The sequence below is a fragment of the Methylobacterium sp. Leaf99 genome (assembly GCF_001422375.1).
GTDB lineage: Bacteria > Pseudomonadota > Alphaproteobacteria > Rhizobiales > Beijerinckiaceae > Methylobacterium.
The window spans coordinates 1,767,111-1,786,764 of sequence record NZ_LMMU01000001.1 but is presented as its reverse complement, the minus strand read 5'-3'; the positions used below and the strand labels follow the sequence as shown (position 1 = coordinate 1,786,764).

23 protein-coding genes are annotated in these 19,654 nt (G+C 71.3%); 18 read left to right on the top strand and 5 right to left on the bottom strand.

The window, feature by feature from the left end:
- Positions 1–50: 50 nt before the first annotated feature.
- Entirely contained in the window at positions 51–1,004 is a 954-nt protein-coding gene (locus tag ASF28_RS08205) for a class I SAM-dependent methyltransferase (RefSeq protein ID WP_056090019.1), read from the bottom strand.
- Between the two features lie 102 nt (positions 1,005–1,106).
- Between ASF28_RS08205 and hemH the strand changes: the two genes are divergently transcribed.
- The 3 genes from hemH (at position 1,107) to hisG (ending at position 4,440) form a co-directional block, all read left to right on the top strand.
- On the top strand, positions 1,107–2,180 hold the full coding sequence (gene hemH, locus ASF28_RS08200; RefSeq protein WP_056090016.1) for a ferrochelatase: 1,074 nt from the start codon (positions 1,107–1,109) through the stop codon (positions 2,178–2,180).
- A 105-nt stretch (positions 2,181–2,285) separates the two neighbouring features.
- Positions 2,286–3,455: an ATP phosphoribosyltransferase regulatory subunit gene (locus ASF28_RS08195; RefSeq protein WP_056090013.1), complete on the top strand. Its 1,170-nt coding sequence runs from the start codon at positions 2,286–2,288 to the stop codon at positions 3,453–3,455.
- 10 nt (positions 3,456–3,465) lie between these two features.
- Positions 3,466–4,440: an ATP phosphoribosyltransferase gene (gene hisG, locus ASF28_RS08190; RefSeq protein WP_056091452.1), complete on the top strand. Its 975-nt coding sequence runs from the start codon at positions 3,466–3,468 to the stop codon at positions 4,438–4,440.
- Positions 4,441–4,538: 98 nt separating this feature from the next.
- Here hisG and ASF28_RS08185 read toward each other — a convergent pair whose 3' ends face one another.
- From ASF28_RS08185 to ASF28_RS08175, 3 genes are read right to left on the bottom strand one after another with little or no spacing between them, the layout of a single operon-like run.
- Positions 4,539–4,892 carry a lysozyme inhibitor LprI family protein gene (locus tag ASF28_RS08185; RefSeq protein WP_082476055.1) on the bottom strand — a complete coding sequence of 118 codons (354 nt, stop codon included), beginning with the start codon at positions 4,890–4,892 and terminating at the stop codon, positions 4,539–4,541.
- A gap of 39 nt (positions 4,893–4,931) precedes the next feature.
- Positions 4,932–5,375: a protoporphyrinogen oxidase HemJ gene (hemJ, locus tag ASF28_RS08180; protein WP_056090010.1), complete on the bottom strand. Its 444-nt coding sequence runs from the start codon at positions 5,373–5,375 to the stop codon at positions 4,932–4,934.
- The gene (locus tag ASF28_RS08175) at positions 5,375–6,505 is read right to left on the bottom strand and encodes a uroporphyrinogen decarboxylase (protein ID WP_056090008.1); all 1,131 of its coding nucleotides are present in this window, start codon (positions 6,503–6,505) and stop codon (positions 5,375–5,377) included. Before ASF28_RS08175 ends, hemJ begins: the two co-directional genes overlap by 1 nt.
- A gap of 518 nt (positions 6,506–7,023) precedes the next feature.
- Between ASF28_RS08175 and ASF28_RS08170 the strand changes: the two genes are divergently transcribed.
- Positions 7,024–7,854 (top strand): pyruvate, water dikinase regulatory protein, encoded by an 831-nt coding sequence (locus tag ASF28_RS08170; protein WP_056090005.1) that lies wholly within the window; start codon positions 7,024–7,026, stop codon positions 7,852–7,854.
- Positions 7,855–7,952: 98 nt separating this feature from the next.
- On the opposite strand, the gene ASF28_RS23245 is transcribed toward ASF28_RS08170, so the two are convergent.
- A complete protein-coding gene (locus ASF28_RS23245; RefSeq protein WP_244474931.1) occupies positions 7,953–8,582 on the bottom strand; it encodes a hypothetical protein in 630 nt (209 codons plus the stop codon).
- On the opposite strand from ASF28_RS23245, the gene ASF28_RS23240 reads away from it, so the two are divergent.
- The 14 genes from ASF28_RS23240 (at position 8,566) to ssuD (ending at position 19,420) form a co-directional block, all read left to right on the top strand.
- On the top strand, positions 8,566–8,979 hold the full coding sequence (locus ASF28_RS23240; RefSeq protein WP_244474930.1) for a glycosyltransferase 61 family protein: 414 nt from the start codon (positions 8,566–8,568) through the stop codon (positions 8,977–8,979). The two genes, ASF28_RS23245 and ASF28_RS23240, sit on opposite strands and share 17 nt — an antisense overlap.
- Positions 8,980–9,049: 70 nt before the next feature.
- On the top strand, positions 9,050–9,274 hold the full coding sequence (locus tag ASF28_RS08160; protein ID WP_056090003.1) for a hypothetical protein: 225 nt from the start codon (positions 9,050–9,052) through the stop codon (positions 9,272–9,274).
- A gap of 47 nt (positions 9,275–9,321) precedes the next feature.
- Positions 9,322–9,942 (top strand): Maf family protein, encoded by a 621-nt coding sequence (locus ASF28_RS08155; protein ID WP_056090000.1) that lies wholly within the window; start codon positions 9,322–9,324, stop codon positions 9,940–9,942.
- Between the two features lie 26 nt (positions 9,943–9,968).
- Positions 9,969–10,898: an AEC family transporter gene (locus tag ASF28_RS08150; protein WP_056089997.1), complete on the top strand. Its 930-nt coding sequence runs from the start codon at positions 9,969–9,971 to the stop codon at positions 10,896–10,898.
- Between the two features lie 116 nt (positions 10,899–11,014).
- Positions 11,015–12,013, top strand: a complete 999-nt coding sequence (locus ASF28_RS23235) for a cation diffusion facilitator family transporter (RefSeq protein WP_056089996.1) — start codon at positions 11,015–11,017, stop codon at positions 12,011–12,013.
- Positions 12,010–12,849: a shikimate dehydrogenase gene (locus tag ASF28_RS23230; RefSeq protein ID WP_244474929.1), complete on the top strand. Its 840-nt coding sequence runs from the start codon at positions 12,010–12,012 to the stop codon at positions 12,847–12,849. The genes ASF28_RS23235 and ASF28_RS23230 overlap by 4 nt, the downstream gene beginning before the upstream one ends.
- Positions 12,846–13,454 (top strand): dephospho-CoA kinase, encoded by a 609-nt coding sequence (gene coaE / locus ASF28_RS08135; RefSeq protein WP_056089993.1) that lies wholly within the window; start codon positions 12,846–12,848, stop codon positions 13,452–13,454. Before ASF28_RS23230 ends, coaE begins: the two co-directional genes overlap by 4 nt.
- 71 nt (positions 13,455–13,525) lie before the next feature.
- Complete coding sequence (dnaQ, locus tag ASF28_RS08130) at positions 13,526–14,248, top strand: DNA polymerase III subunit epsilon (RefSeq protein WP_056089990.1); 723 nt, start codon at positions 13,526–13,528, stop codon at positions 14,246–14,248.
- A gap of 3 nt (positions 14,249–14,251) precedes the next feature.
- Positions 14,252–14,692: a TIGR01244 family sulfur transferase gene (locus tag ASF28_RS08125; RefSeq protein ID WP_056089987.1), complete on the top strand. Its 441-nt coding sequence runs from the start codon at positions 14,252–14,254 to the stop codon at positions 14,690–14,692.
- Positions 14,693–14,931: 239 nt separating this feature from the next.
- Positions 14,932–15,513: an FMN reductase gene (gene msuE / locus ASF28_RS22965; protein ID WP_056089984.1), complete on the top strand. Its 582-nt coding sequence runs from the start codon at positions 14,932–14,934 to the stop codon at positions 15,511–15,513.
- Positions 15,510–16,448 carry an aliphatic sulfonate ABC transporter substrate-binding protein gene (locus ASF28_RS22960; protein ID WP_056089979.1) on the top strand — a complete coding sequence of 313 codons (939 nt, stop codon included), beginning with the start codon at positions 15,510–15,512 and terminating at the stop codon, positions 16,446–16,448. Before msuE ends, ASF28_RS22960 begins: the two co-directional genes overlap by 4 nt.
- Positions 16,449–16,454: 6 nt before the next feature.
- A complete protein-coding gene (ssuC, locus tag ASF28_RS22355; RefSeq protein WP_056089977.1) occupies positions 16,455–17,252 on the top strand; it encodes an aliphatic sulfonate ABC transporter permease SsuC in 798 nt (265 codons plus the stop codon).
- Between the two features lie 45 nt (positions 17,253–17,297).
- Entirely contained in the window at positions 17,298–18,155 is an 858-nt protein-coding gene (locus ASF28_RS08105) for an ATP-binding cassette domain-containing protein (protein ID WP_056089973.1), read from the top strand.
- Positions 18,156–18,259: 104 nt separating this feature from the next.
- Positions 18,260–19,420, top strand: coding sequence for an FMNH2-dependent alkanesulfonate monooxygenase (gene ssuD, locus ASF28_RS08100; RefSeq protein ID WP_056089970.1), 1,161 nt, complete (start codon positions 18,260–18,262; stop codon positions 19,418–19,420).
- Positions 19,421–19,654 lie beyond the last annotated feature (234 nt).

Here is a 19,654-nt window from a genome sequence, read left to right as displayed (position 1 = left end):
GCTGGGGTTCCCGTTCTAGGCCAATTCCCGCGACGCGACGACGACGGAGCTCAGCGCGCCACGAAGGTGTCGCGCACGGCCTTGGCGTTCCGGCGCAGCATCGGCCAGATCCAGGCGCCGGACGCGAGGTAGGCGCCCGCCGGCATCGGCTTGAGGTCGACGGCGAGGCGCTCGGCGAGGCCCGGCACGGCGAGCGCACCCATGGGCGCATCGGTCTTGGCGTAGACCACCGTGGTGTCCTCGCGCCAGTAGTCCGGATGCGGCACGAGGCCGGCCCGGCGCGCCGTGAGGTCGAAGGTCTCGCGCACGAAGCCGTGGACGTGGGCGAAGTGGAAGCGCTCGTGCGGCGGCTTGCCCGTGGCGGCCATGTTCGGCACCGCCGCGTAGAGCACGCCGTCGGGCTTGAGCCAGCGCGACAGGCGCGCCATCACGTCGGCCGGATCGCGCAGGTGCTCCATGACGTGGTGGGTGGTGATCACGTCGAAATGCCCGGCCGGGAAGCGCGCATCGTCGGCGTCGTCCAGCACCTCGACGCCGTGCTGCGTGCGGGCATAGGCGGCGTAGTCCCTGCCCGGCTCGACCCCGATGGCCTCGCAGCCCTTGGCGCGGACGGCCGCCAGGAACTCGCCCGAGCCCGAGCCGAAATCGAGGACGCGGGCACCGGCCTTGAGCTTCGGCGCCAGGAGGCCGGCGCGGAACGTCGCCTCGCGGGCCGAGCGGTTGAGGTGGTTGCGCGGCGGGCCGCCGGCGAAGGCGAGCTGGTAATCGGCCCGGTAGGCGGTGGCGTAGTAGTCCGCCAGCTCCGCCGGGGTCGGCATCGGGTCCGTGCGGATGAGGCCGCATTGCTCGCAGGCGATGGAGCGCAGGGTCTTCAGCCGCCGGTCGGTCTCGGCCACCGTCACGCTGCGCGTCGAGCCGCAGAGATTGCAGGCGGTCGGGGCACCCGTATAGGGATAGCCCGTGAACGGCATGAAGTGGTTGAAGAAGTACCGGGGAGACGGCATGTCGCGCCCTAATCCATCGGGTGATGCTGGCAGGCCGCCTGCTCTAGATAGATATCCCCGCTGACACAACTTTGCCGCCCGCCCGGCGAGCCCGGAAACCCGATGACCGAACGCGTCGCCCCGACGTCCCTGCAGGACAGCATGCCGCTCCAGACCAGCACCGCCCCACTCCCCGCCGAGCATCCGCCCGTGCGCTGGGGCCGCATCGGCGTGCTCCTGACCAATCTCGGTACGCCCGAGGGCACGAGCTACTGGCCCATGCGCCGCTACCTCAAGGAGTTCCTGTCGGATCGCCGGGTCATCGAGGTGCCGCGCCTGATCTGGTGGCCGCTCCTCAACCTCATCATCCTGACGAAGCGCCCGGGGCCAAAGGGCCGCGACTACGCCTCCGTGTGGAACAACGAGCGCGACGAGGGACCGCTCAAGACCATCACCCGCGGCCAGGCCGAGGGCCTGCAGGCGGCCATGGGCGATCAAGTCGTGGTCGATTGGGCCATGCGCTACGGCAAGCCCGAGATGGACAAGCGCATCCAGGCGCTCCTCGACCAGGGCTGCGACCGCATCCTCCTCGTGCCGCTCTATCCGCAATACGCCGCCGCCACCTCGGCCACGGCCTGCGACCAGGCGTTCAAGGCCCTGATGAAGATGCGCTGGCAGCCGACGTTGCGGGTCTCGGCGCCCTATCACGACGATCCGGTCTACATCGAGGCCATCGCCACCTCGATCCGCGAGGGCCTGGCCAAGCTCGACTTCGAGCCCGAGGTGATCCTGACCTCGTTCCACGGGGTGCCGAAGAGCTACCTCCTCAAGGGCGACCCCTACCATTGCCAGTGCGTGAAGACCGGCCGCCTCGTGCGCGAGGCCCTCGGCTTCTCGACGGACAAGATGCGCACCACCTTCCAGTCGCGCTTCGGCAACGAGGAATGGCTGCGCCCCTACACGGACGAGACCGTGCAGGAGCTGGCGAAAAGCGGCGTGAAGCGCATGGCCATCGTCGCGCCCGGCTTCTCGGCCGACTGCCTCGAGACCCTGGAAGAGCTCGACGGCGAGAACCGGCACTATTTCGAGGACAATGGCGGCGAGCGCTTCGCCTACATCCCGTGCCTCAACGACGGGGCACTCGGCCTCAAGGTGATCGAGACCGTGGTCCGGCGCGAATTGCAGGGCTGGCTGTAGTGTCCCCCACAAAACGCCCGGCGACCGGTCGTTTTGTGGGAAGCACTTGGTCGCCAAGCCGGATTCCGGTTGCTACGAGGGCGCGATGACGAGGCGGGCGGACCCATGATGAACCCGGAAGCCGGCGGCGCGATCGCCGGCGGACAATCGCACGGCACGGCGCGCCTGCTCGCCCAGTTCGCGGATGCCGGCTACGGCGCCGTGACCCCGCCGGTGCTGCAGCCCGTGGAGCCGTTCCTCGAACTGTCGGGCGAGGACATCCGCCGGCGCATCTTCGTGACCCAGGATGCCGGCGGCGCCGAGCTGTGCCTGCGGCCGGAATTCACGATTCCCGTCTGCCGCCACCATCTCGCGCACGGCGCCGGGGCCTCGGCCGATTACAGCTATTGCGGGCCGGTGTTCCGGCTGGGCCGCGACGAGCCGGACGAGTTTTTGCAGGCGGGCATCGAATCCATCGGCCGCACCGACACGCCGGCGGCGGATGCCGAGGTGCTCGGCCTCGCCCTGGACGGTCTGTCCGCCATGGGCCGGAGCGACGTCGCCGTGCGCCTCGGCGACATGGGCCTCCTCGACGCCCTTCTGGACGCGCTCAATGTGCCCCCGGCCGCCAAGCGCCGGACCCTGCGGGCCATCGCGGCCGGCAGGTCCCTCGACGAGGTCACCAACGGCGTGCGCCAGGAGGACCCGCATGCGGGCCTGCTCGCGGCGATCCAGGGGCAGGACCCCAAGGGCGTGCGCGCCTTCGTCGAGGACGTGCTGTCCATCGCGGGCATCTCGCGGGTCGGCGGCCGCAGCGCCGGCGAGATCGCCGAGCGCTTCCTGTCGAAGGCCGCCGCCCAGGCGAGCGGCGGCGCCGGCCTCAACCCGGAGAACCGCGCCCTCGTCGAGCGCTACCGCGCCATCGCGGGCGACCCCGACGCCGCGGCGGCGGCCATGCGCGAGCTCATCCGCGCTGCCGGCCTCGACCATCCGCCCCTCGAGGCGGCGCTCGGTCTGTTCGAGGAGCGCACGGGCTTCATGGCCGCGCGGGGTCTCGCCGTGGAGAGCTTCGCCTTCTCGGGCGGCTTCGCCCGCAACCTCGACTACTACACCGGTTTCATCTTCGAGGTGACGGCGGCCGGTCCCGCTGGCCCGCCCCTCGTCGGCGGCGGGCGCTACGACGGCCTCCTGCAGCACCTCGGCAGCCCGATCCCGGTGCCGGCGGTGGGCTGCGCAGTCTGGCTCTCGCGGGTCGCTCCTTCCGACACCTCCCATGCCCGAACCTCCCATGGCTGAGCCGGCGCCGATGACCGATCCCCTCGTCCTCGCCGTGCCCTCCAAGGGGCGCCTGCAGGAGAACGCCGCCGCCTTCTTCGCCCGGGCCGGCCTCAAGCTCGCGCAGAACACCGGTGCCCGCGACTACCGCGGCAAGCTCGTCGGCGTGCCCGGCGTCGAGGTGCGCTACCTCTCGGCCTCCGAGATCGCGGCGCAGCTGGCCTCCGGCGCCGCCCATCTCGGCATCACCGGCGAGGACCTCATCCGCGAATCCCTGCCCGAGGCGCGGGGGCAGGTCGAACTGCTGACTCCGCTGGGCTTCGGACAGGCGACGGTGGTCGTCGCCGTGCCCCAGGCCTGGATCGATGTCCGCGCCATGAGCGACCTCGACGAGGTGGCGGCCGAGATGCGGGTGCGCCACGGCAAGCGCCTGCGCATCGCCACGAAGTACGTCAACCTCACCCGCCGGTTCTTCGCCGAGCACGGGGTCGCGGATTACCGCATCGTGGAAAGTCTCGGCGCCACCGAGGGCGCGCCGGCGGCCGGCTCGGCCGAGATCATCGTCGACATCACCACCACGGGCGCGACCCTCGCCGCCAACGCCCTGAAGATTCTGGACGACGGGATCATCCTGCGCTCGGAGGCGAACCTCGTCGCCTCCCTCAACGCCGCCTGGGGCCCGAGCCCGCGCAATGCCCTGCGGGCCGTGCTCGGCCGCATCCAGGCCGAGGAGCGGGCCCGCACCACCCGCGAGGTCCGTGCCGCCATGCCCGATGACGGCGACATCGATCTCGCCGGCATCTCCGCCCTGCACGACGCCGATCTGCCCTACGGCGCCCCCGAGGGTCGGGGCGAGATGGTGCTGCACTGCCCCGTCGACGCGGTGTTCGATCTGGCCGACGCCCTGGTGAAGGCCGGGGCCGGCTCGGTCAGCGTGCGCAAGATCGACTACGCCTTCACGCCGGACAACCCGCTGATGGACCGGTTGCTTGCCCGTCTGAGCTAGAGCCGTGCCCGATCCAGCGGGATCGGATCACGTCTCCGACGCCTTGTTCCGTCGTGCTCTCGTGCGACGAACCGGTCTCCCCTTCGCCGGAGGGCACCCTAGAGCGGGCCCTGCTTGGCGAACTCCGAGAACACCGCGCGCAGGGTCTTCAAGCGGCCGTCGTAGGCCTGAGTCAGGCAGGCGACATCCGCGCCGCAGGTGCGGCGCTCGGCGAGCCACGTTTCCTGGTCCTCGCGCAGCTTGGCGTTGCCGCCCATGGGCAGCATGGCGCGCAGGATCTCGAAGCGGGTGGACATCTCGACGTCGCGGTCGTTGAGGGCGAGGGTGGCGCAGATCGCCCTCTCGTCCGCCGCCTCGGCCTTGTCGCACGGGAAGCTCGCCGCCCGGGCGGTGCCGGTCGCCAGGAGGGCCATGGCCAGGCCGGCGAGGGCGGACGTCACGATCGGAGGCATGGCGGTCCTTGAAACGGAGGTCAGGTCGCTGCTCTCTTCCTACGTCCCCGGCTTCACCACCACCAGCACGACGATGGCGACCATGAGCAGGGTCGGTCCCTCGTTGAGCACCCGGTAGAATTTGTGGCCGCGGGTGTTCCGGTCGGCGGCGAAGTCCTTGACCATGCGGGCGAGCCAGCCGTGGATGCCGCTCATGGCGAGCACCAGGACCACCTTCGCCTGGAGCCAGCCGGCGGCGTAGTAGCCGCTCTGCCAGACCAGGATCAGCCCGAACGCCCAAGTGGCGATCATGGCCGGCGTCATGATCGCCTTGAGGAGCCGGCGCTCCATCACCTTGAAGGTCTCGGACTGCGCCTGCGCGTGCGGCCCGGGCACCAGGGAGGCGTGGTAGACGAACAGGCGCGGCAGGTAGAGCATCGCCGCCATCCACGAGATGACGGCGACGACGTGGAGCGCCTTGATCCAGAGGTAGAGGCCGTCCATCAGCCGCGCAGTCGCTTCAGCATCTGCTCGACATGGGCGATGGGGGTCTGCGGCGTGATGCCGTGGCCGAGGTTGAAGATGTGCGGCAGGCCGTCCGTCGCCGCCAGCACGCCGTCCACGGCCGCGTCCAGGGCCGCTCCGCCCTCGATGAGGGTATCGGGGTGGACGTTGCCCTGGGTGACGGTGGTGGCCGGTACACGGCCCCTCAGCGCCGCCAGATCCACCGACCAGTCGACGCCCACCGCATCGGCCGCCGTCTCCGGCACCACGCGGGCGTGGCCGTCGAGGCCCGAGCCCCTCGCGAACACGATGATCTTGGCGCCCGGCACGCGGGCGCGGACGCCGGCGATCATCCGGGCGATGGGCTGGAGCGACCAGCGGGTCAGGGCGTCGCGGGGCGTCCCCTCCGGCAGGGCGCTCTCGGCGACCTCGTTGACGGGCGCTTCCTCCGGCTCCGAGGCGCCGCGCACGTCCGGCAGCGACCCGGCATGGGACTCGAAGATCTGCACGGCGTCGGCCCCGGCCTCGAGCTGGCGCACGAGATACTCGGTCTGCACCGTGACGAGGCGGTCGATGAGGGCTTCGACCAGGGCGGTGTCGTGCCGGGCCAGCGCCCGCGACGGCGCGAGGTCGGGGGTGCCGCGCCCGCCGATCATGTAGCTCGCCACCGTCCAGGGCGCGCCGCAGAAGCCGAGCAGGGTGGTCTCGTGGGGCAGCTCCGCCCGCAGGCGGCGCACGGTCTCGAAGACGGGTGCCAGATGCGAAAAAATCGCCGGATCGTCGGCCTGGCGCAGGCGCTCGAACTCGGCCCGGCCGGCGAGTGGGTCGAGGCGCGGCCCCTCCCCTTCGACGAAGCGCACGTCCTGGCCGAGGGCATCGGGGATCACGAGGATGTCGGAGAACAGGATCGAGGCCTCGAAGCCGAAGCGGCGGATCGGCTGGAGGGTGACCTCCGTGGCGAAATCCGGGTTGTAGCAGAGGTCGAGGAACGAACCGGCCCTGGCGCGGACCTCCCGATACTCGGGAAGGTAGCGGCCGGCCTGGCGCATCATCCAGGCGGGAGGACGCGCCTGCGCCTCGCCCGAGAGCACCCGCAGGACCACGCGGTCCGCCCCATCACCCTGGCTCATCCGATCTCCGACGCCTCAACCCCGTGACCGGTATGTAGCACCGATGGCGCGGCTGTCTCCCCTCGAAAACCGTTCCTGCGTCCTTCCATGGACGCCCACCCCGGATCGATCCCCACACGGCCCTTCTAAAAGGAAAGAGAGATTCTAGGACTCTGTTTTTTCTTTTAGGGGGCTGGATGACGGGAGCGGAAAAGCGTCCACAGGCCGTCCCCGCCGCCACGGCGTTAAGAGGGCTTTAACGGATTGGGAGCAATGTCCCGGATAGACGATGCCGGACAGTGCCTTGCGAGGCGCCCCGCGCCGCTGGGCGCTGCCGGGTCCCTGATTCTCCCAAAACCGCGTCGCGGCGACGTGCGTCGGACGGCGTGTGGACGCCAGAGTCGACAACACGGGGCGGGTCCCGCCTGGACCCCGATGGCGAGCCGGCTTATCCACACTCATCGACTCCCCCGAGGCCGGCGCGGTGGACAGGGCCGGCCCGCTCCTTGTCTCCTGATCCCGAGGAGACCGCTTTCTCCATGAGCCGCAGCTACTTCCACCTCCACCTCGTCTCGGATTCCACCGGCGAGACCCTGATCAATGTCGGCCGCGCGGCCGCCGCCCAGTACGAGGGCGTCTCGGCCATCGAGCACGTCTACCCCCTGGTGCGGTCCGGGCCGCAGCTCGAGCGGGTGATCTCCGAGATCGAGGCCGCGCCCGGCCTCGTGCTCTACACCCTCGTCGGCCACGACCTCACCGAGCGCCTGGAGGCGGCCTGCCGCGAGACCGGCTCGCCGTGCCTCTCCGTGCTCCAGCCCGTGCACGCCCTGCTGCAATCCTACCTCGGGGCGGATTCGACGGCCCGGCCCGGCGCCCAGCACATGCTCAACGCCGAGTACTTCAAGCGCATCGACGCCATGAACTTCACCCTGGCGCACGACGACGGCAACCTGCCCGTCGATGTCGACGACGCCGACGTGATCCTGGTGGGGGTCAGCCGCACCTCGAAGACCCCCACGGCAATCTACCTCGCCAACCGCGGCCTCAAGACCGCGAACTTCCCCCTGGTGCCCGGCATGCCGCTGCCGGCCTCCCTGGAGAACGCGCGAAAGCCCCTCCTCGTCGGGTTGCTGGCGAGCCCCGAGCGCATCGTGCAGATCCGCCAGAACCGCCTGCTCAGCCTGAAAGCCGACGATTCGTCCCTCTACGTCGACCGCTCGGCCGTGGCCGACGAGATCGCGGCGTGCCGGCGCCTGTGCACCAAGCACCGCTGGCCGACCATCGACGTGACCCGCCGTTCCATCGAGGAAACCGCCGCCGCCATCCTCGACCTGCACCGCGAGCACCGGCTGAAATTCATCGCCACATGAGCGTCGTGGGCCGGCCGATGGACGAGGCCATCATCGACCTGCGCGCCAGCGTGCAGGCCGGGCGCGGATCGATGATCGAGGTGAGCCGGGCCCATCGCTCACGGATCAAGCCACCGTCCCTGCTGATCGGCGCCGTCACCAGCGACCTGCTGCGCCTCTATCATTCCCAAAGCGTCGTCCTCGGAACCGCCATCTACCGTGTCCGCGAGGCCACCGTCCTCGGCGAGGGCATCGTGATGACGGACGGGTGCTTCAACGTCGGCCACGACCTCAATCTCGGCCGGGACTACATCGCGAAGAATTACGCGGCGACCGACGCGTGGCTTCCGGACGCGGCGGTGCGGCGCGTCCACGATCCCGTCGTGCTCCTGACCGGAGCGGGTTATCTCGGCTACGGCCACTGGCTCGTGGATTTCCTGCCCAAGCTCCATCTGCTCCGCCTGGCCGGTTACCGCCTGAGCCGGCTGACGTTCCTGATGCCGTCCGACACGCCCGATTTCGCGCGCCGGTGGCTCGCGATCCTGGGGATCGATCCGCACCAATGCGCCGTCTACGATCGCACGCGCGAGGTGGTCCTGTGCCGGGAGCTCATCGTTCCCTCGACCTTGCGGTTCGGCACACGCGTGTCCCCCCTGTTCGCCGAGGCCTGCGCCGCCCTCCGCGATCCGGCGGTTCCGGCGGTTCCGGCGCCCCGCCCGGCGAAGGATCTTCGTGACGCGCTCGGTCAATGCCGTCACCCACAACACCCGGTCCCTCCACCAGCGCGTCCTGTTCGAGGACACCGCCCGCAAGCGGGGCTTCACCATCGTGTCCCCGGAACGGCTCGGCCTCCGCGAGCAGGTCGAACTGTTCGACGCGGCCGGGACCATCTGCGGGGAATACGGGTCCGGCCTCCATGCCTCGATGTTTTCGCGGCCCGGCACCCTTGTGATGGCGGCCCGGGACGACACGGCCGATCTCGGATTCCTGCAATCCGGGATCGATCAGGAACTCGACCATCACAACGGCTACGTCATCGGCGCGGCGTCCCCGGACGGGGACGGCCGTTTCAGCGTCGATCCGGCGGATCTCGACCTCGCCTTCGACTGGATCGACTGGGGCGGCCCGGCCAAGGCGACGGTCTGACGACGATCGGACCCGCGAACCAATCGGGATCGGCGCCGGTTGACGGGTATCCGCTATTTCGGGATGCCCGATGCCGAACCGCCTCGCCTGCGCCGCCCTCCTCGCCCTCCTCGTCGGCGGGTCCGTCGCCCCCGCCGAGGCCGGCCGGGCGCAGGATCACCAGGGTCGCAACAAGAGCTACAAGTATTCCTGCCGCCCGCCCCTCAAGTTCGCCGCGGGCGCCTGCGTCGCCCGGTGTCCGGGCGGCTTCCAGGACAACGGCCGGTATTGCCGCTTCCGCAGCATGCGCCGCTAGACCGGAACGGACCTTGTCGTGGCGCGGCGATCCGTGACACTGGAGCGATGGATTCGCCCTCTCCCCTGTGGCGCGGCGCGGCGCCGCTGCTTCTCGCCTCCACCAGCCCGACGCGGCGCGCCCTCCTCACGAGTGCGGGCCTGACCGTCGAGACGCAGGCCCCCGGCGTGGACGAGCGCGCCGTCGAGGCGGCCTGCGCGGGGCTCGGCCCGGTCGACCTCGCCCTGCGCCTCGCCCGCGCCAAGGCCGAGGCGGTGGCGGCCCGCGTGCCGGACCGCATCGTCGTCGGGGCCGATCAGGTGCTCGAATGCGACGGCATCGTGTTCCACAAGCCCGCCGATGCGGCCGCCGCCTGCACCCAGCTCGCGCGCCTCGCCGGGCGGACCCACCGCCTCCATGCGGCGGTGGCCCTGTGCGGCGGCGGTCACCCCCCCGACAGCTTCGTCGAGACGGCCCACCTCACCGTGCGGCCCCTCGGTGCGGCGGCCATCGCAGCCTACGTGGGGCTCGCCGGTCCCGGCGCCACGGCGAGCGTCGGCGCCTACCAGCTCGAGGGCCTCGGCATCCATCTCTTCACGCGGATCGACGGCGACCACACCACCATCCTGGGCCTGCCCCTGCTGCCCCTGCTCGCCCGCCTGCGCGCCCGACAGCTCCTGGCGTTCTAGATGCGCGACCCGTCCGGCGGTCCGCGATGATCGGGTCCGTCCTCCTCGCCCTGGTTCCCATCGGTCTGCTGATCGCCCTCGGCGCCGTCCTGCGCCGGGTCGGCTTCCCCGGCGCAACGTTCTGGCCCCAGGCCGAACGCCTCAGCTACTACGTCCTGCTGCCGTCCCTGTTCGTCCACGGACTCGCCACCGCGCATCTCGAGGGCGTGCCGGTGCTCGCCCTCGTCGCCGTGCTCGTCGCGTCCACCTGCACCGTCGCCGCCGCCCTCGTGGCGGCGCGAGAACGCCTCGGCTTTCAGGGGGCGGCCTTCACCTCGGTGTTCCAGGGCGGGGTCCGCTTCAACAATTACGTCGGCGTCTCGGCGGCGATCGGGGTGTTCGGGACGCAGGGGATCGCCCTGGCGGCGGTGGCGAACGCCGCCATCGTCCCCACGGTGAACATCCTGTGCGTGCTCGTCTTCGCCCGCTTCGGCACCGGCGGCCGGCCCGGCGCGGCCGGCCTCGCCCGCCAGCTCGCCCTCAACCCCCTCGTCCTCGCGTGCCTCGGTGGCATCCTGCTCCAGGCGTCGGGGCTCGGCGTGCCGCCCGGCCTCGAGCCGGTGCTCAGGGCCCTGGGGCAGGCGTCCCTGCCCCTCGGCCTGCTCTGCGTCGGCGCCGCCCTCGACCTGTCGACGGCGCGAACCTGGATGCGTCCGGTCCTGGTGTCCTCGGCCGTCAAGTTCCTGGCGATGCCCCTGGCCACGGTCCTGGCCTGCCGCGCCCTCGGCCTGCACGGACCGGCCGCCCTCACCGCCCTGATCTTCCAAGCCCTGCCGACGGCCTCGTCCTCCTACATCATGGCGCGCCAGCTCGGCGGCGACGCGCCCCTGATGGCGGGCATCGTCGCGGTCCAGACGATCCTGGCCGGCCTCGCCATTCCCCTGGTCCTGATGGTCCTGCAGGGGTTTGCCACCTGAGGGCGGCGGGACCTGACCGGTCCCCGAGGCCATGCGCGCTGGATGGATGCGCGTATCGCGGCTAAGGGCATCGCACGGCGCGCGAGACGACTCGGCCGGGGTGCCACGGAGATCCCATGGCTGCACACCATCACGACCACGATCATACCGGCCACGATCATGCCGGCCACGATCACGGACATCGCCACAGCCACGGCGGCGGTCATGGCGGGAGTCACGCCGGCGGGCACGTCCACGCGCCGGCCTCGTTCGGCCGGGCCTTCGCCATCGGCATCGCCCTCAACACCGGGTTCGTGATCGTCGAAGCCGGCTACGGCTTCGCCGCGCAATCCATGGCCCTGGTGGCCGATGCCGGCCACAACCTGTCGGACGTGCTCGGCCTCGTCGTCGCCTGGATCGCCTCGGTGCTGGTCAAGCGCGCCCCGAGCCCGCGCTTCACCTACGGCCTGCGCGGCTCCTCGATCCTCGCCGCCCTGTTCAATGCCGTGTTCCTCCTGGTGGCCACGGGCGCCATCATCTGGGAGGCGATCCTGCGCCTCACGGACCCCGCACCCGTGGCGGGCGTGACCGTGATGGTGGTGGCCGGCATCGGCATCGCCATCAACGGCGTCACCGCCTGGCTGTTCGCGTCGGGCAAGGGCAGCGACATCAACATCCGCGGCGCCTACCTGCACATGATGGCCGATGCCGCCGTGTCGCTCGGCGTCGTGCTCGCCGGCCTCGCCATCGTGCTCACGGGGGCGGCGTGGATCGACCCCGTGGTCAGTCTCGCCATCGCCGGCCTCATCGTCTGGATGACCTGGGGCCTGCTCCGCGACAGCGTGGTCATGGCCCTGTCGGCGGTGCCGCCCGGCATCGATCCGGAGGCCGTGCGCGGGTTCCTCGCGGCCCGGCCGGGCGTGTCCACGCTCCACGACCTCCATATCTGGCCGATGAGCACCACGGAGATCGCGCTCACCGCCCACCTCGTCATGCCGGGCGGCCACCCGGGCAACGCCTTCCTGCTCGGCCTCGCCGAGGACCTGAAAACGACCTTCGGCATCGGGCACGCGACCGTGCAGATCGAAGGGACCGACGGGCCCGCCTGTCACCTGACTCCGGAGGACGTGCTGTGACGAAGGCCTTCGTCGTCGGACACCCCATCGCGCATTCGCGCTCGCCCCTGATCCACGGCCACTGGCTCGCGGAGCACGGGATCGCGGGCACCTACGAGCGTGTCGACGTGGCGCCGGACCGGTTTCTGGAATTCCTGCGGACCCTGCGGGAGCGGGGGTTCGCCGGCGGCAACGTCACGATCCCGCACAAGGAGGCGGCGTTCCGCCTCGTCGACGCCCTGACGCCGCGGGCGGAAAAGATCGGCGCGGTCAACACCGTGTTCTTCGACGCGGACGGCCGCCTGTGGGGTGACAACACCGACGCGCCGGGCTTCATCGCCCATCTCGACCAGAGTCTCGGTGCCGATTGGCCGGAGCGCACGGGCGGGACGGCCCTGGTCCTCGGGGCCGGCGGGGCGGCCCGCGCCATCGTGGTCGGTCTGCTCGACCGCGGCCTCGCCCGCATCCGCGTCGCCAACCGCACCCATGCCCGCGCCGAGGCCCTCGTGGCCCTCGATCCCCGGCGGGTCGCCGCCCTCGACTGGGCCGACCTGCCCGCCGCCCTGTCCGGGACGGGACTCCTCGTCAACACCACCTCCCTCGGCATGGCCGGCCACGGCGCCCTCGACCTCGACCTGACGCCCCTGCCCGCCACGGCGAGCGTCGCCGACATCGTCTACGTACCCCTGGAGACCCCGCTCCTCGCCGCCGCCCGCGCCCGGGGCCTGGCCGCCGTCGACGGCCTCGGCATGCTCCTGCATCAGGCGGTGCCGGGCTTCTCGAAATGGTTCGGGGTCGAGCCGAGAGTCACCCCGGCCCTGCGCGACCGCCTCGTCGCCGATCTCGTCGGTCGATGAGCGGGCCGGTCGTCCTCGGCCTCACCGGCTCCATCGGCATGGGGAAATCCGCCACCGCCGCGATGTTTCGCGAGCGCGGCGTGCCCGTCCACGATGCCGATGCGGCGGTCCACGCCCTCTACGCCCCGGGCGGCGCGGCCGCCGTCGCCATCGCCAAGGCGTTTCCCGGCACCCTGGCGCCGGACGGGTCCGTCGACCGGGCCCGCCTGCGCGCCCAAGTGCTCGGTGACCCCGACCGCCTCGCGACCCTGGAATCCCTGGTCCATCCCCTGGCCCGCCGGGCCGCCGGCGATTTCCTCGCCGCCCACGCGCGGGCGCCCGTCGCCGTCCTCGACATCCCCCTCCTGTTCGAGACCGGGGGCGACGCCCGCTGCGACGCGGTGCTGGTGGTCACCGCCCCGGCCGAGGTCCAGCGCGAGCGGGTGCTGGCCCGCCCCGGCATGGATGCGGCGACCTTCGAATCGATCCTCGCCAAGCAGATGCCCGATTCCGAAAAACGCGCCCGGGCGGATTTCGTCCTCGACACGGGTCTCGGCTTCGCCCGGGCCGAGGCCGAGGTCGATGCGATCCTGGCGCGCCTTCACGGAACGCCGCCCCCGCCTTGAACCTGCCCCGCCTTGAACCCGCCCGGCCTCCGGCGCATGGTCGGCCACCCCCGCCCTCCATGGAACAGACGATGCTGCGCGAGATCGTCCTCGACACCGAGACCACCGGCACCGACGCCAAGAACGGCGACCGCCTCATCGAGATCGGCTGCGTCGAGCTCATCAACCACGTCCAGACCGGGGCGACCTTCCACCGCTACTGCAATCCGACGCGGCCGGTGTCCCAGGGCGCCTTCGGAGTCCACGGCCTCTCGGACGCGTTCCTGGCCGACAAGCCCCTGTTCGCCGACATCGTCGACGACTTCCGCAAGTTCTGCGGGGATTCGCCCCTGGTGATCCACAACGCACCCTTCGACGTCGGCTTCCTCAACATGGAATACGCCCGCCTCGGGGCCGCGGCGCCCCCGCCCATCGATCTTTCCGACGTGGTCGACACCCTGCAGCTCGCCCGGCGCAAGCACACGGGTGCGTCGAACACCCTCGATGCCCTGTGCGTGCGCTACGGCATCGACACCACCCGGCGCACCAAGCACGGGGCGCTCCTCGATTCGCAGATCCTGGCGGAGGTCTATGTCGAGCTGCTCGGCGGCAAGCAGACGAGCCTCGGACTTGCCGCCGCCGAGACCGCGCTGGCCGAGACCGGGCCGGCCCTCTCCGACGATGGCGCCCCCCTGGCCCCGCGCCGCCTGCGCCACCGCCTCACCCCGGAGGAGAGCGCCCGCCATGCCGCCTTCCTCGCCACCCTCGGGCCGGCTTCCGTCTGGCGCGACTACCTCGGCGAAGAGGGGGCCTGACCCATGCGGCTCACGCGGATCGACGACACCCTCTCGGTGGCGGGTCAGCCGACCCTGGACGAGATCGCCGGCCTGGGACGCCAGGGCGTCACCACCCTCATCAACAACCGTCCCGACGGCGAGGAACCCGGCCTGCCCGGCACGGCGGCCGAAGCCGCCGCGGCGCGAACCGCCGGCCTCGCCTATCACCACCAGCCGGTGACGGGGGCCACCCTCGGCCGCGCCGAGATCGACGCGTTCCGGGCGGCGGTGGCGGCCGCCCCCGGCCCCGTCGTCGCCCATTGCCGGTCCGGCACGCGCTCCCTGACGCTCCATGTCCTCGGCGCCGTCCTCGACGGGCGCCTGCGCCGCGACGACGTGCTCGCCTTCGGGACGCGGCACGGGTTCGACCTCTCGGGCGCCGTCGCCTGGCTCGACGCCCACGCCCCCGACGCCGCCGGCTGATCCCGCCGTCCGAGGGGGCCGATGGTGCACTGCGCTGTCGGCCGGGGAGACCCGCTGCCCGGGATAAAAGAAAATTCCCTTCTTGGACCTGATCGAAGAAAGGTTCGTCTTCGGCCATACCGATCTTTGCGGGAACGTTTCATTGACCCAGGGGTGACCGTGGGACATCTTTTCGTGAATGCAGCGTTGCTTTGGGCGACGCTGTTTTTCTTCTGAAAAGCTGTCCGATCGGAACCTTCATGACCCGTCCCCGCATCGTGGGCTTCAGTGCGAACCTGCAGCGCCCCTCGAAGACGCGCAGCCTCGTCGAGGCCGTCGCCGCGCAGACCGAGACGCAGATCCAGGCCGACATCCAGCTGTTCGACATGGTCGATGCCGGCACCGCCCTCGGCGCCGCCTGGTCGCGCCAGGACCTGTCCCTCCCGGCCCGCCGCATCGTCGAGGCCATCGAGGGGGCGGACGCCCTCATCGTCGGCTCCCCGGTCTACAAGGGCGCCTATACGGGCCTGTTCAAGCACCTGTTCGACCTCGTCGATCCGACGGCGCTGACGGGCAAGCCGGTGGCCATCGTCGCCACGGGCGGCGGCGCCCGCCATGCCCTGGTGGTCGAGCACGCCTTCCGGCCCCTGTTCGGCTTCTTCGGGGCGCTGGCCCTGCCCACGGCCGTCTACGCCGCCGACGCCGACTTCACCGACGGCGTTCTCACGGATGCCGGCGTGCGCGCCCGGGTCTCCGACGCCGCCGGCCAGCTCGCGAGCCAGCTCCTCCACGCGTCGGCCGCGCGCGAACCCGCCCGTGCCGTGGCCGGAGCCGCCCGTTGATCGACCGGCGAGCCCTTCTCGCGACGGCGTTCGCCACCGCCGCGTGGCCTGCCCGGGCGGCAGACCCGGTGTTTCGCATCGGCTACCAGAAGAACGGCATCCTCGTGGTCGCCAAGCAGCAGGGCGTCCTCGAGGCACGCCTGAAACCCCTCGGAGTCGGCGTCGGCTGGACCGAGTTCTCGTTCGGGCCGCCGCTCCTCGAAGCGCTCAACCTCGGCGGCATCGCGTTCGGCCAGACCGGCGACGCCCCGCCGATCTTCGCCCAGGCGGCGGGCAGCGACCTCGTCTACGCGGCGGCCCAGGGTGCGGCGGGCTCGGGCGCCGCGATCCTGGTGGCGGAGGCGTCGCCGATCCGGACATTGGCCGATCTCAAGGGCAGGCGCGTCGCCTTCGCCAAGGCGTCGAGCGCCCACAACCTCACCCTGGCGGCCTTGGCCAAGGCCGGCCTGACCTACGCCGACATCGTCCCCGTGACCCTGGCGCCGGCGGATGCGGCCGCTGCCTTCGCCAGCGGTCAGATCGATGCCTGGACCATCTGGGACCCCTACTTCGCCATCGCCCAGGGGCGACCCGACGTGCGCGTCCTGGCCCTCGCGACGGACATCGCCCGGCCCAACAATTTCTTCCTCGCCAACCGCTCGGTGGCCCGGACCCAGCCGCAGGTCGTGAAGGCCGTGGTCGAGGCCCTGTCCGGCGTGGCCGCCTGGTGCGAGGCCAACCGCCCCGCGGTGGCGGCGATCCTGTCCCGCGGTACCGGCGTCCCCCTGGCGGCCACCGAACGGGCCGTCGCCCGCACGGACTACGTCATCGGCCCGGTGACGCCCGAACTCGTGGCCGAGCAGCAGGCCATCGCCGACCGCTTCCACGCCGCCGGCCTGATCCCGAAATCCATCCGCGTCGCCGACGCGGTGTGGGCGGCGCCCCCCAACGGCTGACATCCCATGGCAAGTCCCCGTCTCCTCCCCCGTCTCCTCGACGGCACCACCCAGCGCCTCGTCCCCTGGCTCCTGCCGCTGGGCATCGTCCTCGGCTGGCAGGCGGCGAGCTCCGCCGGCCTCGTCTCGACCCGGTTCATGCCGGCGCCCCTCGACGTGATCGCGGCGGGCTGGCAGCTCGGCCGCACGGGCGAGCTCTGGGCCAACCTCTGGATCAGCACCCTGCGGGCGCTCGCGGGCTTCGCCGTCGGCGGCGGCATCGGCTTCGCGCTCGGCCTCGCCAACGGCCTGTCGCGCGCCTCCGACCGGCTCACGGACACCACGGTGCAGATGGTGCGCAACGTGCCCCACCTGTCCCTCATCCCCCTGGTGATCCTGTGGTTCGGCATCGGCGAGGAAGCCAAGCTCTTCCTCGTGGCGCTGGGCGTGTTCTTCCCCGTCTACGCCAACACGCTGCACGGCATCCGCTCCGTCGATCCGCAACTCGTGGAGATGGGCCGGGTCTACGGCCTGTCGTCGTGGAGCCTGTTCATCCGGGTGGTGCTGCCCGGGGCCCTGCCGTCGATCTTCGTCGGCCTGCGCTACGCGCTCGGCATCATGTGGCTCACCCTCATCGTCGCCGAGACCATCTCGGCCTCCTCGGGGCTCGGCTACATGGCCATGCAGGCGCGGGAATTCATGCTCGTCGACGTCGTGGTCCTCGCCATCGTGATCTACGCCGGCCTCGGCAAGCTCGCCGACGTGCTCACCCGCTGGCTCGAGCGCACGTGTCTCGCCTGGAACCCGGCCTACCGGACCGTCTGAGGCGCCGCCTCGCCCAATCTGACCGAACACCCACGGAACCCGGCCATGATCGCCACCGCCCTGCGCGCCCACGAGGCCGCCGCACCCGGAACCGCACCGGTCCACAAGCTGGCCGACCGACCGGCCAAGGGGCCGGTCCGCGCCCGGACGCCCGAGGCCGCCGCCACGGGCGGCCTCGCCGTCACCGTCCGCGACCTGTCGAAATCCTTCGACGGGCACGCGGTCATCACCGGCCTCGACCTCCACATCCCGGCCGGGCAGTTCGTCGCCGTTGTCGGTCGCTCGGGCTGCGGCAAGAGCACCCTGCTCCGGCTGATCCTCGGCCTGGAGCAGCCGAGCGCCGGCCGCGTCGTCCTCGAATCCGAGGCCGTGCGGCCACCGCCCAAACGCATCATGTTCCAGGAGCCGCGCCTCCTGCCCTGGGCGAAGGTGGTGGACAACGTCGCGGTGGGCCTGGGCGAGACCGGCACCCGGGCCGAGCGCCGCGCCCGCGCGCTGAGCGCCCTGGGCGAAGTCGGCCTGTCCGACAAGGCGGCCAACTGGCCCGCCACCCTGTCCGGCGGCCAGCGCCAGCGCGTGGCCCTCGCCCGCGCCCTCGTCTCCCGCCCAGGCCTTCTCGCCCTCGACGAACCCCTCGGGGCCCTCGACGCCCTCACCCGCATCGACATGCAGGCGATGATCGAGGGAATCTGGCGGGCACAGGGCTTCACCGCCCTCCTCGTCACCCACGATGTCGCCGAAGCCGTCGCCATGGCCGACCGCATCCTCGTCGTCGAGAACGGCCACATCGCCCTCGACGTGAAGGTCGAGGTGCCCCGCCCGCGCCGGCGCGGCGACCCGGACCTCGCGGCCCTCGAAGGCCGCATCCTCGATCACCTGCTTCAGAACCACGCGCCGGCCTGAGCCGCGCAATCTTCAGAACCCCGCGCCGGCTTGGCCGCGCCTTCCTCAGAACCACGCGCCGGCCTGGGCCGCGCTTTCCCTCCCCTCGATCCGAAAGAATCCCCATGACCGGTCAGACCGACGTCCTCTGGTTCCTGCCCACCCACGGCGACGGCCGCTACCTCGGCGCCACGGACGGCGCGCGGGCCGTCACCCTTCCGTATCTCCGTCAGATCGCCCAGGCGGCGGACGAGCTCGGCTATTACGGCGTGCTGCTGCCCACGGGCCGCTCGTGCGAGGATTCCTGGGTGGTGGCCTCGGCCCTCGTCCCCCTGACCCAGCGCCTGCGGTTCCTCGTCGCCGTGCGCCCCGGCCTGCAGGAGCCGGCCGTCGCCGCCCGCATGGCCGCCACCCTCGACCGGATCTCCGACGGGCGGCTCCTCATCAACGTGGTCACGGGCGGCGATCCGGTGGAGCTGCGCGGCGACGGCGTCTTCCTCGACCACGACGAGCGCTACGTGGTCACCGACGAGTTCCTGCACATCTGGCGCGGCCTGATGTCGGGCGAGACCGTGAACTACGCGGGCAAGCACCTGAAGGTCGAGGAAGGCCGGGTGATCTTCCCGCCCGTGCAGAAGCCCTACCCGCCGCTCTACTTCGGCGGTTCCTCGCCCGCTGGGATCGAGGTCGCGGCCGAGCATTGCGAGGTCTACCTGACGTGGGGCGAGCCCCCGGCCGGCGTGGCCGAGAAGATCGCCAGGGCCAGGGAAGCCGCCGACCGCAGGGGCAAGACCTTCTCGTACGGCATCCGCCTGCACGTCATCGTCCGCGAGACCGAGGGCGAGGCCTGGGCGGCCGCCGAGAACCTGATCTCGCGCCTCGACGACGAGACCATCGCCAGGGCCCAGGCCACCCTCAAGCGCCAGGATTCCGTGGGCCAGAGCCGGATGATGGCGCTCCACGGCGGCGACCGCACCAAGCTCGAAGTCTCGCCCAACCTCTGGGCCGGCGTCGGCCTCGTGCGCGGCGGCGCAGGCACCGCCCTCGTCGGCTCGGCGGATCAGGTGGCCGACCGGATGAAGGAGTACATCGATCTCGGCATCGACCGCTTCATCCTGTCGGGCTACCCGCACCTCGAGGAAGCCTACCGCTTCGCCGAACTCGTGTTCCCGAAGCTCCCCTTGCGCGCCACCACCGGCGTCGCGCCGAGCAACGCCCGCAACGACGGCCCCTTCGGCGAAGTCATGGCCAACGACATCGTGCCCCGCCGGGTGTCGGCGCACTGAAGCAGATTCTCTTTCACGATTGAAAGCTTGCACCTGAACGCTTGATCGTCACGGAAACCGAGGTGGGTCTGGCGCGGGTCCCCTCTCCTGGAAGGAGAGGGACAGGGTGAGGTGCGGGACTTTTCCGGAGAGTTCGCACACCTCACCCCAACCCTCTCCTTTCAGGAGAGGGAGCCCGTTGTGACTGCCGGGACCGGGGTGATCGAGCCGAACCAATCTCGAACCGGGGACAAT

Bases quoted from the DNA above. Each gene is read 5' to 3' on its own strand.
- ASF28_RS08205 (WP_056090019.1), bottom strand. From the start codon at position 1,004: ATGCCGTCTCCCCGGTACTTCTTCAACCACTTCATGCCGTTCACGGGC.
- hemH (WP_056090016.1), top strand. From the start codon at position 1,107: ATGACCGAACGCGTCGCCCCGACGTCCCTGCAGGACAGCATGCCGCTC.
- ASF28_RS08195 (WP_056090013.1), top strand. From the start codon at position 2,286: ATGATGAACCCGGAAGCCGGCGGCGCGATCGCCGGCGGACAATCGCAC.
- hisG (WP_056091452.1), top strand. From the start codon at position 3,466: ATGACCGATCCCCTCGTCCTCGCCGTGCCCTCCAAGGGGCGCCTGCAG.
- ASF28_RS08185 (WP_082476055.1), bottom strand. From the start codon at position 4,892: ATGCCTCCGATCGTGACGTCCGCCCTCGCCGGCCTGGCCATGGCCCTC.
- hemJ (WP_056090010.1), bottom strand. From the start codon at position 5,375: ATGGACGGCCTCTACCTCTGGATCAAGGCGCTCCACGTCGTCGCCGTC.
- ASF28_RS08175 (WP_056090008.1), bottom strand. From the start codon at position 6,505: ATGAGCCAGGGTGATGGGGCGGACCGCGTGGTCCTGCGGGTGCTCTCG.
- ASF28_RS08170 (WP_056090005.1), top strand. From the start codon at position 7,024: ATGAGCCGCAGCTACTTCCACCTCCACCTCGTCTCGGATTCCACCGGC.
- ASF28_RS08160 (WP_056090003.1), top strand. From the start codon at position 9,050: ATGCCGAACCGCCTCGCCTGCGCCGCCCTCCTCGCCCTCCTCGTCGGC.
- ASF28_RS08155 (WP_056090000.1), top strand. From the start codon at position 9,322: ATGGATTCGCCCTCTCCCCTGTGGCGCGGCGCGGCGCCGCTGCTTCTC.
- ASF28_RS08150 (WP_056089997.1), top strand. From the start codon at position 9,969: ATGATCGGGTCCGTCCTCCTCGCCCTGGTTCCCATCGGTCTGCTGATC.
- ASF28_RS23235 (WP_056089996.1), top strand. From the start codon at position 11,015: ATGGCTGCACACCATCACGACCACGATCATACCGGCCACGATCATGCC.
- coaE (WP_056089993.1), top strand. From the start codon at position 12,846: ATGAGCGGGCCGGTCGTCCTCGGCCTCACCGGCTCCATCGGCATGGGG.
- dnaQ (WP_056089990.1), top strand. From the start codon at position 13,526: ATGCTGCGCGAGATCGTCCTCGACACCGAGACCACCGGCACCGACGCC.
- ASF28_RS08125 (WP_056089987.1), top strand. From the start codon at position 14,252: ATGCGGCTCACGCGGATCGACGACACCCTCTCGGTGGCGGGTCAGCCG.
- msuE (WP_056089984.1), top strand. From the start codon at position 14,932: ATGACCCGTCCCCGCATCGTGGGCTTCAGTGCGAACCTGCAGCGCCCC.
- ssuC (WP_056089977.1), top strand. From the start codon at position 16,455: ATGGCAAGTCCCCGTCTCCTCCCCCGTCTCCTCGACGGCACCACCCAG.
- ASF28_RS08105 (WP_056089973.1), top strand. From the start codon at position 17,298: ATGATCGCCACCGCCCTGCGCGCCCACGAGGCCGCCGCACCCGGAACC.
- ssuD (WP_056089970.1), top strand. From the start codon at position 18,260: ATGACCGGTCAGACCGACGTCCTCTGGTTCCTGCCCACCCACGGCGAC.